General features: G+C 62.3%; 12 protein-coding genes and 5 tRNA genes. 10 read left to right on the top strand and 7 right to left on the bottom strand.

Annotated features, from left to right (window positions below; all coding sequences use genetic code 11):
* The first annotated feature begins 24 nt into the window (after positions 1-24).
* The 4 genes from D0Y60_RS00085 to recJ all read left to right on the top strand — a co-directional run bounded on the left by D0Y60_RS00085 (position 25) and on the right by recJ (position 5,047).
* A complete protein-coding gene (locus D0Y60_RS00085; protein ID WP_117366113.1) occupies positions 25-372 on the top strand; it encodes a hypothetical protein in 348 nt (115 codons plus the stop codon).
* A 174-nt stretch (positions 373-546) separates the two neighbouring features.
* Positions 547-1,767, top strand: coding sequence for an LL-diaminopimelate aminotransferase (locus D0Y60_RS00080; RefSeq protein WP_117366112.1), 1,221 nt, complete (start codon positions 547-549; stop codon positions 1,765-1,767).
* 58 nt (positions 1,768-1,825) lie between these two features.
* The gene (locus tag D0Y60_RS00075) at positions 1,826-3,148 is read left to right on the top strand and encodes a homoserine dehydrogenase (RefSeq protein WP_117366111.1); all 1,323 of its coding nucleotides are present in this window, start codon (positions 1,826-1,828) and stop codon (positions 3,146-3,148) included.
* A 90-nt stretch (positions 3,149-3,238) separates the two neighbouring features.
* A complete protein-coding gene (gene recJ / locus D0Y60_RS00070; protein WP_117366110.1) occupies positions 3,239-5,047 on the top strand; it encodes a single-stranded-DNA-specific exonuclease RecJ in 1,809 nt (602 codons plus the stop codon).
* A gap of 35 nt (positions 5,048-5,082) precedes the next feature.
* Here the strand turns inward: recJ and D0Y60_RS00065 are convergent.
* The 5 genes from D0Y60_RS00065 to gloA form a co-directional block, all read right to left on the bottom strand.
* Positions 5,083-5,157: transfer RNA gene (locus tag D0Y60_RS00065), tRNA-Glu, on the bottom strand.
* A 140-nt stretch (positions 5,158-5,297) separates the two neighbouring features.
* Positions 5,298-5,372, bottom strand: a tRNA-Glu gene (locus tag D0Y60_RS00060).
* A 131-nt stretch (positions 5,373-5,503) separates the two neighbouring features.
* Positions 5,504-5,578 (bottom strand) — tRNA-Glu (locus D0Y60_RS00055).
* Between the two features lie 140 nt (positions 5,579-5,718).
* Entirely contained in the window at positions 5,719-7,056 is a 1,338-nt protein-coding gene (locus D0Y60_RS00050) for a YcbK family protein (protein ID WP_158565347.1), read from the bottom strand.
* Between the two features lie 351 nt (positions 7,057-7,407).
* A complete protein-coding gene (gene gloA / locus D0Y60_RS00045; protein WP_117366108.1) occupies positions 7,408-7,848 on the bottom strand; it encodes a lactoylglutathione lyase in 441 nt (146 codons plus the stop codon).
* A 196-nt stretch (positions 7,849-8,044) separates the two neighbouring features.
* Between gloA and D0Y60_RS00040 the strand changes: the two genes are divergently transcribed.
* The 5 genes from D0Y60_RS00040 to D0Y60_RS00020 all read left to right on the top strand — a co-directional run bounded on the left by D0Y60_RS00040 (position 8,045) and on the right by D0Y60_RS00020 (position 9,827).
* Entirely contained in the window at positions 8,045-8,623 is a 579-nt protein-coding gene (locus D0Y60_RS00040; protein WP_117366107.1) for a cold-shock protein, read from the top strand.
* A complete protein-coding gene (locus tag D0Y60_RS00035) occupies positions 8,623-9,138 on the top strand; it encodes a DUF192 domain-containing protein (RefSeq protein ID WP_117366106.1) in 516 nt (171 codons plus the stop codon). Before D0Y60_RS00040 ends, D0Y60_RS00035 begins: the two co-directional genes overlap by 1 nt.
* Positions 9,139-9,230: 92 nt before the next feature.
* Positions 9,231-9,307 (top strand) — tRNA-Pro (locus tag D0Y60_RS00030).
* Between the two features lie 128 nt (positions 9,308-9,435).
* Positions 9,436-9,741 carry an ETC complex I subunit gene (locus D0Y60_RS00025; protein WP_117366105.1) on the top strand — a complete coding sequence of 102 codons (306 nt, stop codon included), beginning with the start codon at positions 9,436-9,438 and terminating at the stop codon, positions 9,739-9,741.
* Between the two features lie 9 nt (positions 9,742-9,750).
* A tRNA-Arg gene (locus D0Y60_RS00020) sits at positions 9,751-9,827 on the top strand.
* Between the two features lie 59 nt (positions 9,828-9,886).
* Here the strand turns inward: D0Y60_RS00020 and D0Y60_RS00015 are convergent.
* The gene (locus tag D0Y60_RS00015) at positions 9,887-10,276 is read right to left on the bottom strand and encodes a BA14K family protein (protein WP_245409079.1); all 390 of its coding nucleotides are present in this window, start codon (positions 10,274-10,276) and stop codon (positions 9,887-9,889) included.
* A 330-nt stretch (positions 10,277-10,606) separates the two neighbouring features.
* Here D0Y60_RS00015 and D0Y60_RS00010 point away from each other — a divergent pair, with 330 nt between their 5' ends.
* The gene (locus D0Y60_RS00010; protein ID WP_117366103.1) at positions 10,607-11,581 is read left to right on the top strand and encodes a GlxA family transcriptional regulator; all 975 of its coding nucleotides are present in this window, start codon (positions 10,607-10,609) and stop codon (positions 11,579-11,581) included.
* A 49-nt stretch (positions 11,582-11,630) separates the two neighbouring features.
* Here D0Y60_RS00010 and D0Y60_RS00005 read toward each other — a convergent pair.
* Positions 11,631-12,133, bottom strand: a 503-nt coding sequence (locus tag D0Y60_RS00005) for an amino acid ABC transporter ATP-binding protein (RefSeq protein ID WP_147324474.1), incomplete at its 5' end; no start/stop codon positions are given.

Raw genomic sequence — 12,133 nt, 5'->3', positions numbered from 1 at the left:
GTTTCGACAGGAGCATACAGCCACATGGCGTTCGAAATCAGGCGCTTGAGCGCCGTCCTTCTCATGGCCGCCGTGCCGGCTGTTCTCTCGGCCTGCGCTTCCTCTACCTCGACGCAATCGGCTGCGACGGTGAATGCCGGCGCGAACCGCTCCGACGCCTATCCCGATATTACCGCCATTGTCAGCGCCGAGACACAACAGATGGGCGACGAGGAGGCATCCGCCATCAGCGCCCGTCTGACATCCCTGACGAATCGCCGTCACTCCGGCGCGATTTCCGAAGCAGAATACCGCCGCCAGCTTGCCGAATTGCAGGCCTTGCGCGACGGTCATGGCCGCGAGACACTTTCGGAAATCCAGAAGGCGAATTAGCACTTGCCTTTCTTGCCGTTTGGCAGCAAAGCGGAAGGCGGCCGATGGCCGCCGGTCAGGGCGGAGCGCCTTCATTTTGAACGCTTTCGCCCGTAATCGGCTACTTGAGTCGCGTGAAGTTTTGCGTCCTCCGGCAGGGCTGCCGAAGGGGCTTCACGCCTAACGGGGTTGAAGATGGAAGAGTTTCACAAGGTCCGGCGTCTGCCGCCGTATGTTTTCGAACAGGTCAACCGTTTGAAAGCAAGCGCGCGAGCGGGTGGTGCCGATATCATCGACCTTGGCATGGGCAACCCCGATCTGCCGACGCCCAAGGCGATCGTCGACAAGCTGTGCGAAGTGGTGCAGGACCCGCGCACGCACCGTTACTCCTCTTCCAAGGGCATTCCGGGCCTGCGCCGCGCCCAGGCCGCCTATTATGCCCGCCGCTTCGGCGTGAAGCTGAACCCGGAGACGCAGATCGTCGCGACGCTCGGCTCCAAGGAAGGCTTCGCCAACATGGCGCAGGCGATCACCGCGCCGGGCGACGTCATTCTCTGCCCGAACCCGACCTATCCGATCCATGCCTTCGGCTTCCTGATGGCGGGTGGCGTGATCCGCTCCATGTCCGTCGAACCGGATGAGAGCTTCTTCCCGCCGCTCGAGCGCGCCGTGCGCCACTCGATCCCGAAGCCGCTCGCACTGATCATCAACTATCCGTCGAACCCGACGGCGCATGTCGCCTCGCTCGATTTCTACAAGGACGTTATCGCGTTTGCGAAGAAGCACGACATCATCGTGCTCTCCGACCTTGCCTATTCGGAAATCTACTTCGACGAGGGCAACCCGCCGCCATCCGTTCTGGAAGTGCCCGGTGCCATCGACGTGGCGGTGGAGTTCACCTCCATGTCAAAAACCTTCTCCATGCCCGGCTGGCGCATGGGCTTCGCAGTCGGCAACGAGCGCCTGATCGCTGCGCTGACGCGCGTGAAATCCTACCTCGACTACGGCGCCTTCACGCCGATCCAGGTGGCGGCGACCCATGCGCTGAACGGCGACGGCTCCGACATCGCTGAAGTGCGCAATGTCTACAAGCGCCGCCGCGACGTGATGGTCGATACCTTCGGCAAGGCCGGCTTCGAGGTTCCGCCGCCGGCCGCGACCATGTTCGCTTGGGCGAAAATTCCGGAAAAGTTCCGTCACCTCGGTTCGTTGGAATTTTCCAAGCTGCTCGTCGAGAAGGCGGATGTGGCGGTTGCGCCTGGCGTCGGCTTCGGCGAGATGGGTGACGATTACGTCCGCCTCGCGCTCGTCGAGAACGAGCATCGCATCCGTCAGGCGGCGCGCAATATCAAGAAGTTCCTTTCCACGGCCGACGAGACGATGCACAACGTCATCTCGCTGAACGCCCATCGCTAAAACAATCCGCCCTGCGCGTTCCCAGCGCAGGGCCTTCTTCCAAACATAGGACATGACAATGGCTGATGCCCTGAAGATCGGCATTGCGGGCTTGGGGACCGTTGGTGCCTCGCTCGCGAAGATTCTCGTCGAACGCAGGGACATGCTCACGACGACCTGCGGCCGGCCGATCGAGATCGCCGCGATTACCGCGCGTTCCAAGGGGCGTGATCGTGGCGTCGATCTTTCTTCTGCCGAATGGTTCGATGACTCCGTCGCACTCGCCCGCGATGCGAAGATCGACGTCTTCGTCGAACTGATGGGCGGCTCGGGCGATCCGGCCTATTCGGCCGTCAAGGCGGCGCTGTCGCGCGGGGTGCATGTCGTGACTGCCAACAAGGCGCTGCTTGCCGCCCACGGCGTCGAACTTGCCGGCATTGCCGAACAGAACGGCTGCATCCTCAACTACGAGGCGGCGGTTGCCGGCGGCATCCCGGTTATCAAGGCGCTGCGCGAATCCCTGACCGGCAACACGATTTCGCGCGTCTATGGCATCATGAACGGCACCTGCAACTACATCCTGACCAAGATGGAGAAGGAGGGCCTGTCCTTCGAGGCCTGCCTGAAGGAAGCCCAGCGGCTCGGTTATGCCGAAGCCGACCCGGCCTTCGACATCGAGGGCAACGACACCGCGCACAAGCTGTCGATCCTCACGACGCTCGCCTTCGGCACGAAGATCGCGGCCGACGACATCTATCTCGAGGGGATCACCAATATCTCCATCGACGACATCCGCGCAGCGGCCGATCTCGGCTACCGCATCAAGCTGCTCGGCGTGGCGCAGAAGACCGATACCGGCGTCGAACAGCGCGTGCACCCGACCATGGTGCCGCTCGACAGCGTGATCGCGCAGGTCGATGGCGTCACGAACGCCGTGGCGATTGAATCGGACATTCTCGGCGAACTCCTGATGGTCGGCCCGGGGGCAGGCGGCAACGCCACGGCGTCGGCCGTTCTTGGCGATATCGCCGATATCGCCAAGAGCCGTCCGGGTGCGCAGACCGTGCCGGTGCTCGGCCGCCCCGCGGCGGCACTTCAGCCTTACAAGCGTGCCCAGATCCGCAAGCATCACGGCGGTTACTTCATTCGTCTCTCCGTGGAAGATCGCACGGGCGTCTTCGCCAGCATCGCCAAGCACATGGCGGAAAACGGCATCTCGCTCGAATCGATCGTGCAGCGCGCGCAGTCGACCACCGAATCGACCGACCCCAAGACAATCATCCTCGTCACCCACGCGACGATGGAGGACTCGGTCCGCAAAGCCGTCGCCTCCATCAAGGGCGAAGGCTATCTCGTCGGCGAACCGCAGGTGATCCGCATCGAGCGTCCGAAGACGGCTTGATCGGTCTCATCCCGTCGGAAAATCCCGTGCCCGCCTCCTGTCTTGCGCCGGAGCGCGGGCACTGGTCTTTTAAGGCCTGGAGGAGCGGCCATGAGCATGTTGGAAAACGCAGATCCCATCGTCAGGCCGTTTCTCGGTGTCGAGCGCTCGGCGACCGGGCAGCGCTGGGTGGCGCGGCTTGACCAGGCGGGGGAAAACCGCGCGTTGGCGATGAGCCAGAACCATGGCCTGCCGGACCTGATTTCGCGCGTGCTCGCCGGTCGGGGCGTGCCGTTCGACAATGCGCTCGAGTTCCTCGACCCGACGTTGCGCCGGCTGATGCCGGAACCCTATAGCCTGATGGATTGCCAGGTCGCGACGGAGCGGCTGGCGCGGGCTATTGAGCGGCGCGAGCGCGTGGCGATTTTTGGCGATTACGACGTGGATGGCGCGTCGTCCTCGGCGCTGCTCCATCGTTTTCTCACGCATTTCGGCATTGAAGCCGAAATCTACATTCCTGACCGTATCTTCGAAGGGTACGGGCCGAACCCCAATGCCATCGGGCAATTGATCGAACGCGGCGCGCAGTTGATCGTCACGGTGGACTGCGGCTCGACGAGCCACGACTCGCTCGCCGTTGCCCGCGAGCGCGGCATCGATGTCGTCGTCATCGACCACCATCAGGTCGGCGAGAATCTGCCGCCGGCGCATGCGCTGGTCAACCCGAACCGCGAGGATGATCTGTCGGGGCAGGGCCATCTCTCCGCCGCCGGCGTCGTCTTCCTTGTGCTAGTGGCGCTGCAGCGGCTTGTGCGCGAGCGCGGTGATGTGAGGGCGAAAACTCTTGATCTGCTCTCCATGCTCGATCTCGTGGCGCTGTCCACGGTCTGCGATGTGGTCCCGCTGAAGGGACTGAACCGCGCCTATGTGGTGAAGGGCCTCGTCGCCGCGCGCCATCTCGGCAATGCCGGGCTGACCGCGCTCCTGAAGCAGGCGGGCATTGGCGGGCCGGTGACGCCCTATCATCTCGGCTTCCTCGTCGGCCCGCGCATCAATGCCGGCGGGCGCATCGGCGATGCTGCGCTCGGCAGTCGACTGCTGACCATCGATGAGCCCGGCGAGGCCGAGCGGATCGCAAAACAGCTCGACGATCTCAACCGCGAGCGCCAGGCCATGGAGGCCGCCATGCTGGCCGAGGCCGAAGCCGAGGCGCAGGCGGAATACGGCACAGGCGAGGGCGCTTCGGTGATCCTGACGGCGCGCGAAGGCTGGCATCCCGGCGTTGTCGGCCTGCTCGCCTCGCGCCTGAAAGATCGTTTTCGCCGCCCGGCCTTCGCAATCGCCTTCGATCCCTCGGGAAAAGGCACCGGCTCCGGGCGCTCGATCAGCGGCTTCGATATGGGCCGCATGGTGCGTGCGGCGGTGGACGAGGGTATTCTGATCAAGGGGGGTGGTCACGCTATGGCGGCGGGCCTGACGGTCGAACGGGGAAAGCTCGGCCGCCTGCGCAGCTTCTTCGAGGAGAAGGCGGAGCGCACGGTGCGCGATCTCGTGGCAGTGGAGACGCTAAAGATCGACGGCGCGCTGAGCGCGACCGGTGCGACGCTTGCGCTTGCCGATCAACTCGAGCAGGCCGGCCCCTACGGCTCCGGCCATCCGCAGCCGATCTTCGCGCTGCCGGCGCACCGTATCCGCGACGTACGTCCCGTCGGCGTCAATCACCTGCGCGTCAGCCTGGAAGGGCCCGACGGCGGGCGCATCGACGCCATGGCGTTTCGCGCCGCCGATGCGGATCTCGGCATCTTCCTGATGAAGGAGCGTGGCCAGGCCGTACACGTCGCCGGCACGCTGTCCGCCGACAGCTGGCAGGGCAGCCGGCGCATACAGTTCCGCATGCTGGACGCGGCAAAGGCGTTCTAAGCGGGGCAATTTCAGCGATCAAAGGGAGGAAACCGTGGCACGCCCTAGGGGAGTCGAACCCCTCTTTCCAGGATGAAAACCTGGCGTCCTAACCGATAGACGAAGGGCGCGTGCGGTGGGCGTTATCTAGTCGGGCCGATGGATTCGCGCAAGCCCTAAATGCAGGAATTTTCGAGTTTTTTCGCGCGAAATCCAAGCGATGCCGCAATTGGCGAAAAGATGCAAATCGGGTGGTTTGGGGAGAAAACCGTGGCACGCCCTAGGGGAGTCGAACCCCTCTTTCCAGGATGAAAACCTGGCGTCCTAACCGATAGACGAAGGGCGCGTGCGGTGGGCGTCTTCTAGTCGGGCGCAGGCGGATGCGCAAGCCGAAAAATCGCGTTGGACGCAACTTTTTTAACGGCGCCAATGCGGCACTTTGCTTGGAAAGACAATGATTTCAAGGAGAGGGAACCGTGGCACGCCCTAGGGGAGTCGAACCCCTCTTTCCAGGATGAAAACCTGGCGTCCTAACCGATAGACGAAGGGCGCGTGCGGTGGGCGTCTTATAGAAGGGCGTTTTGCCTTCCGCAAGCGGGAAAAGACGCTTGTGACAAAAAAATGAAAAGCCGCCCGAAGGCGGCTTCAGAGGCGGGAAACCCGCCCGTTTCCAGAGGCTTAGCCCCTGTGGATCACTTGCGCCGGCGGCACCGCCAGTTCCAGTCGCGCTCCTCGCCGATGTCGATATGCACGGATTCGGTATGGCAATAGGTGCCGACGCCGCCGCGGCCGGGCATGCTGCGCAGATATTCCGCCAGCTCCCATTTCGAAACGCCCGCGATCTGGATATCCGCCGCCTCGCAACGCGTGTGCAGCGATTGCTTGGCGCGGTTGACTTTCACGTCGCGCAGGCCTGACGTGACGATGATCGGCTTGCCATAGTGCTTCTCGATGGTCTTGAGGACCTGCAGCAGCTCCGGCTTGAAGCAGCCCGTCTTGACCTTGTCGGTCTGCAGCCAGAGGCCGTTTGGCGCGAGCCGCGCGAGGCCGGCAAGCGAGGCGACTTCCTTGAACTGCGGCGCATCGTCCTCGACTTCGTCGGCCTCGGAGTGGTGCGTCGAGAACATCGCGCTGGCGGTGGAAACGCCGGGCAGGGTGCCAAGCGATGCCTTCTGCGTGCTGCCGGCCGTGTCGCGGTTCAGAACCCGGCGCGGCTGCTCGGAGAAACGTTCGCCGTCGAACTGCGGCTTGGCATCGCGCTTGCTGCTGAACAGCGAGGCGAGCGTCAGCGTCTTGCGCGGCTGGGTCTTCGTCTGTGTTTGGCTGAGGCTTGCCTGGGTGGCCGTTTTCGGCAGGGCGACGGCGTCACCGCCTTGCACCTCACTGGCAAGCGCCATGTCGGCCGCGTTCCCGCTTCCCGCCTCGTTGACGAGCGCCATGCGCGCCGTCTTGGGGATGGGGACATTTTCTGGCAGGATCGTGGACTGCTCGTCACCGAGGGTTTCGAGCTTATGTTGCTGTGCGGACGAATCGACCGGCGGCATATCCTCGACAGGCAGGCGGCCTGACTGGCCATCGCCCTGGTCTACGGCCTGCACACCTCCGGTATAGAGACTGTTGACGGCGGCATTCGTGCCGCCCGTCGTGGAATAGGCATTGCTGGTGGCAACCGCCTGCGTGCCATTGGAATAGATGCTCGACCGGCCGGCATTCAGCGTGGTCGATTGCATGACGATACCCGCCCGATCGCCTGTCACTTCGGCCTGCTGGCCGTTCATAGCGGCATCGCCGGCATTGGCGGTTGCAGTGGTGCCCTGCGCCGTGCCGCTTGCGGCCGAGGCTGTCGTGACCGGTGTCGTGGTCTCGTCCGTGCCGGCATCCGCGACGGTTTCATCACTTTCCTGCGCCGGCTTCATATCCGCGCGCATATCATTGGAGACTGCGGAAACACAGCCCGAGAGCGTGGCGACCGAAACGGCCAGCAGCAATCCATACCGCAGCGTTTTCAGGCCGAGCCACTTTCCTTGCATGTCCTGCAAAGGCTTTCCCCCGCTTTCGACGTTCGTACCCCCGGTCTTGCCGCCGGTCGGGTCATTTCTTCAAACAGTCGCAACCGCACGCACGAAGGGCCCAAGATGGACAAGGGATACAGGCTGCGGTTGCCGCGATGTTACAGGTCCGGCCTCTTCTGTAAAGGCCGGAGCGAGTGAAGCCGTGAAACGCAGAACGGAAGACAACCGGCTTGAAAACGGCCAGGACGCCCCCTCACGCTGGCGATTGACCGGAATAGCAAGAATCTTCCGGTCAAATACGGCGAAACGATGGTTCGTGAGTCTGAATATAGGGCGCAAGCTTTGCCCGGAGCTTGCGTCCGCGCGCACTCACCACGCGCCGGTATTGCCCATGGAGGCCCAAGGCTCGGCGGCGGGGAGATTCTCGCCCTTCTGAAGGATTTCGATCGAGATGCCATCCGGCGAGCGTACGAAGGCCATGTGGCCGTCGCGCGGCGGACGGTTGATCGTCACGCCATTGTCCATCAGCTTCTGGCAGAGCGCATAGATATCGTCGACCTCATAGGCGAGGTGGCCGAAATTGCGGCCGCCGGCATAATCCTCGGTGTCCCAGTTATAGGTGAGTTCCAGGCAAGGCGTCGCCTTTTCGCGGGCTGTCGCGACATCTTCCGCCGCGGCGAGGAAGATCAGGGTGAACCGGCCTTTTTCGTTCTCGTAGCGGCGGACTTCTTCCAGCCCGAAAAGCGTGCAGTAGAAATGCAGCGACTGGTCGATGTCTTTGACGCGGACCATCGTGTGGAGATAACGCATTGGAATATCCTCAAAATGTGGAATCGCCGGAAAGATGAGGGTTTTGTCAGCTTGAGGCAAGCCTTGAGGGCTACCAATGCAGCCAGCAAAACTTTCAAAGGGGCTTGCGCATTCGCATTGGGACAATGTTATTCTGAACCTCAAGAATCAGTTAACCGTAACTCAATGTGAAGCGTAATCGAGGGGCTGGTAGGTCATGGTGGACAGGGTGTCTTCAACGGAAATCACAGAGCGTGATGACCAGAGCAATGACGCCGTCGATTTGATCGAGATCACCGGTGTCATCAAGTGGTTCGATGTCGCCAAGGGGTTCGGTTTCATCGTGCCCGACAACGGCATGCAGGATGTGCTCCTGCACGTCACCTGCCTTCGTCGTGACGGCTACCAGACGGTGCTGGAGGGAACGCGTGTCGTCGCGATCATCCAGAAGCGCGACCGCGGTTATCAGGCCTTCCGCATTCTTTCCATGGATCAATCGACAGCGGTGCATCCGTCGCAGATGCCACCGGTCAAGACCCATGTTCAGGTCACGCCGTCCAGCGGTCTCGAACGCGTTCTCGTCAAGTGGTTCAACCGCACCAAGGGTTTTGGCTTCCTGACGCGCGGCGAGGGCACCGAGGACATTTTCATCCATATGGAAACGCTGCGCCGCTTCGGCCTGACGGAGCTTCGCCCCGGTCAGGTCGTTCTCGTGCGCTTCGGCGATGGCGACAAGGGGCTGATGGCTGCCGAGATCCATCCCGACATGCCGCTTCCCGGCAACAGGTCGCACTGATGCGGCGTTTCGCGCGGAATTTCTTTATCGCGCGCGCTTTCTGTGTCGCGCGTCTTGCAAGCGCCGCTCTGGCGCTTTTTCTCTGCCTGTCGTTCAGCGCCCTTGCCGAAGAAAAGTTCGATACTCAGCCGCTGACCATCATCACCAAGGGCGGCAAGAGCCACGCCTTCACGGTGGAACTCGCCTTGACGCCGCGCCAGCGCGAGCAGGGACTGATGAACCGTCGGGAAATGGCCGACGACAAGGGCATGCTCTTCGCCTTCGGCGAGACGCGCCAAGTCTTCATGTGGATGAAGAACACCTATATCCCGCTCGACATGCTGTTCATCGCCAGAGACGGCAAAGTGCGCGCAATCAAAGAGAATGCCGAGCCGCTCTCCGAGGCGATCATCGATTCGCAGGGGCCGATCGACTATGTGCTCGAGCTGAATGGCGGCACGGTGAAGCGCCTTGGTATCCACGTGGGCAACCGCATCGAAAACCAGCTTGTGAACGAGCTGCGCAAGGCGCCGTAAAAGCTGCATTATTCCTTCATGGCCTTGGAAAATCCGTCCTTTGCTGTTGCGGCAGCGGGCGGATGCGTGTATCTCCCCATCGCCGGGACGGACGGAGTGTAGCGCAGTCTGGTAGCGCATCTGGTTTGGGACCAGAGGGTCGGGAGTTCGAATCTCTCCACTCCGACCAGTCCGGCGGGCGTTTCGATGCCAAATGCTCTTCCGGTCATTCCCCCTTTACGGAATCTGGGTTATGCATTCTCGGACGCGCGCCGGCGGAACGGCGTGCCTTTATGCGAGAATTCTGGAGCCGCTTCGATGACCGCGAAGATCTATCGTCCCGCCAAGACCGCCATGCAGTCCGGCAAGGCCAAGTCCAACCTCTGGGTTCTGGAGTTCGACGCCGAAAAGCCGCGGACGATCGATCCGATCATGGGCTATACGAGTTCGGGCGACATGTACCAGCAGGTCAAGCTGTCCTTCGAGACCAGCGAAGAGGCGATTGCCTATGCCGAGCGCAACGGTATCGAATACCGTCTGATCGAGCCCAAGGACGCGACCCGCAAGCGTTGCGCCTATCCCGACAATTTCCGTTTCAACCGTATGCAGCCCTGGACCCACTGAGGTCCATCCGGCCCCTTAGCTCAGCTGGATAGAGCATCTGCCTTCTAAGCAGAATGTCGCAGGTTCGAGCCCTGCAGGGGTCGCCATGGCATAGAAAAGGGCAGCCAATCGGCTGCCCTTTGTCGTTTTCACTGATAATTCAGCCTCAATAGGGCGAGACGCACTGCTTACGCGGACCGTAATTCGGCTGGAACGTATTGTCATAGGCGCGATAAGAACGGTAGCGATTTGCGCACCACTGGGCATGCGAACCGCCAGCGGAAGGCTGGTTGGCGATCGCGCCGCCGATGGCTGCACCCAGACCGAAGGCTGCCAGCGGATACCAGAAGCCGTCCGAATGCCGGCGATAGCCCGGGCGGGCGTAACGATAGCCGTGATGACCATGCCAGCGGCGTTCGGCGCGGCGCTCGTGACGATCAGCACGACGTTCGCGGCGCTCATAGCGATACTGTACCTTTTCGACGGCTGTCGCTTCCGGAACGGGCACGCGGGCAAACGTGATTGCCTGCGCCGGGATCGCCGACGTCACAGCCATGATCAGGGAGAGGGCGCCAGCTGCAAGGCCTGTCTTGAACTTCAACATTGGAAAACCTTTCGTGTTGTTCGCGACTAGAACGCGTGAAACGGCACTCAGTTCCCACGCCGTTGCGAAAGGTTTGATTTCAAATCGGAAAAGGCAAAAAAAACGGGTTGGTCCGCCTGTCGGCTCGCCAACCCGTTCCGGTAAATTTGCGGATCAGGGTGTTCGGGGTACAGGGGCTCTCACCATGATCCGGCTGCATCTCCAGATCTCCTGTGCGGCTGATCATGCCCGAATGGTGTTTTCCCGATTGACAGAAGGCGCATCTTTTTTGACTATTTCCGCATGATCAAGGATGCGCTGAAACAGGGTCCCCTCGATGTCACGATCGTGCTTTTGCCGGAGTCGTCCATCATGTCGCTGGCCTCCGTGCTCGATCCGATGCGCGCTGCCAACCGCGTCGTGCCGGAGCCGGTGTTCCGCTGGCAGATACTCTCACCGCAGGGGCGGCCGGTGCTTCTCACCTGCGGTGTGGAGATCCGTGTCGACGGCGACTTTGCCGACGTGACGAGCGGCGATGCGCTGATGCTGATTGCCGGTTTCAACCAGGATCGCCATGCGGACCGTAGCTTCGTTGCCCGGTTGAAGAAGATCGCGCGCCGGTTTGGTGTAGTCGCCGGCATCGAATCGGGTTGCTGGCTTCTGGCGCGCTCCGGCCTGCTCGACGGGCGGGACGCGACGGCGCACTGGGAGGAGCTGGAGGATTTCGCCGCTGCCTTTCCCGCGCTCAACGTACGCGCCGATCGTTTCGTCACCGATGGACCGCTCTGGACCTCCGGCGGCGCGTCGCCGACCTTCGACATGATGCTGCATCTGGTGCGCGAGCGCTTCGGCTCTGCCGTGGCGCTCGATGTGGCGAGCGTCTTCGTTTACGACCAGACCCATGCGGCGACGGATGCCCAGCCGCTCGTCTCGCTCGGGCGCCTGGGTGAACACCAGCCGGAGCTTGCCTCCGCGATCCGTCTGATGGAGCGCACGATCGACCGGCCGCTGACCATCGCGGCCCTTGCCCGCCGGCTCGGCTTTTCGACGCGCAAGCTGGAGACGCTATTCACCAACGGACTTGGGACGGCACCGGGCAAATACTATCTGCGCCTCCGGCTAACGGCGGCCCAGCGTATGGTGCGCGACACGCCGCTCTCCATGCAGGAAGTGGCGCTGCGTTCGGGCTTCGACAGCCTCTCGGCGTTTTCCCGCGCTTTCCGCAACCATTTTGGCGCAAGCCCGTTGAAACTCAGGGCAGAGCTGCGGGAAAAATGAAAAAAGGCGGGCTCCGGCCCGCCTTTCCATGTCTCCGCGACGTCTGCGCTCAATGCAGGATCTGGCTGAGGAAGAGTTTCGTGCGCTCGTGCTGCGGGTTGTCGAAGAATTCGGCCGGCGAGTTCTGCTCGACGATCTGGCCCTGGTCCATGAAGATCACCCTGTTGGCGACCTGGCGGGCGAAGCCCATTTCGTGGGTCACGCACAGCATGGTCATGCCTTCCTCGGCCAGCGACACCATCGTGTCGAGCACTTCCTTGACCATTTCCGGGTCGAGTGCAGAAGTCGGCTCGTCGAACAGCATGATCTTCGGCTTCATGCACAGCGAGCGGGCGATCGCCACGCGCTGCTGCTGGCCGCCGGAGAGCTGGCCGGGATACTTGTTGGCCTGTTCCGGGATCTTGACGCGCTTCAGATAGTGCATTGCCACTTCCTCGGCGTCCTTCTTCGGCATCTTGCGCACCCAGATCGGCGCCAGCGTGCAGTTTTCCAGGATCGTCAGATGCGGGAAGAGGTTGAAGTGCTGGAACACCATGCCGACTTCGCGGCGCA

Source organism: Shinella sp. WSJ-2 (assembly GCF_003432075.1).
In the GTDB taxonomy this organism is placed as follows: Bacteria; Pseudomonadota; Alphaproteobacteria; order Rhizobiales; family Rhizobiaceae; genus Shinella.
The sequence above is the reverse complement of the archived record's forward strand: the minus strand, read 5'-3'. Positions and strand labels throughout refer to the sequence as shown.

Bases quoted from the DNA above. Each gene is read 5' to 3' on its own strand.
- D0Y60_RS00085 (WP_117366113.1), top strand. From the start codon at position 25: ATGGCGTTCGAAATCAGGCGCTTGAGCGCCGTCCTTCTCATGGCCGCC.
- D0Y60_RS00080 (WP_117366112.1), top strand. From the start codon at position 547: ATGGAAGAGTTTCACAAGGTCCGGCGTCTGCCGCCGTATGTTTTCGAA.
- D0Y60_RS00075 (WP_117366111.1), top strand. From the start codon at position 1,826: ATGGCTGATGCCCTGAAGATCGGCATTGCGGGCTTGGGGACCGTTGGT.
- recJ (WP_117366110.1), top strand. From the start codon at position 3,239: ATGAGCATGTTGGAAAACGCAGATCCCATCGTCAGGCCGTTTCTCGGT.
- D0Y60_RS00050 (WP_158565347.1), bottom strand. From the start codon at position 7,056: ATGCAAGGAAAGTGGCTCGGCCTGAAAACGCTGCGGTATGGATTGCTG.
- gloA (WP_117366108.1), bottom strand. From the start codon at position 7,848: ATGCGTTATCTCCACACGATGGTCCGCGTCAAAGACATCGACCAGTCG.
- D0Y60_RS00040 (WP_117366107.1), top strand. From the start codon at position 8,045: ATGGTGGACAGGGTGTCTTCAACGGAAATCACAGAGCGTGATGACCAG.
- D0Y60_RS00035 (WP_117366106.1), top strand. From the start codon at position 8,623: ATGCGGCGTTTCGCGCGGAATTTCTTTATCGCGCGCGCTTTCTGTGTC.
- D0Y60_RS00025 (WP_117366105.1), top strand. From the start codon at position 9,436: ATGACCGCGAAGATCTATCGTCCCGCCAAGACCGCCATGCAGTCCGGC.
- D0Y60_RS00015 (WP_245409079.1), bottom strand. From the start codon at position 10,276: ATGGCTGTGACGTCGGCGATCCCGGCGCAGGCAATCACGTTTGCCCGC.
- D0Y60_RS00010 (WP_117366103.1), top strand. From the start codon at position 10,607: ATGATCAAGGATGCGCTGAAACAGGGTCCCCTCGATGTCACGATCGTG.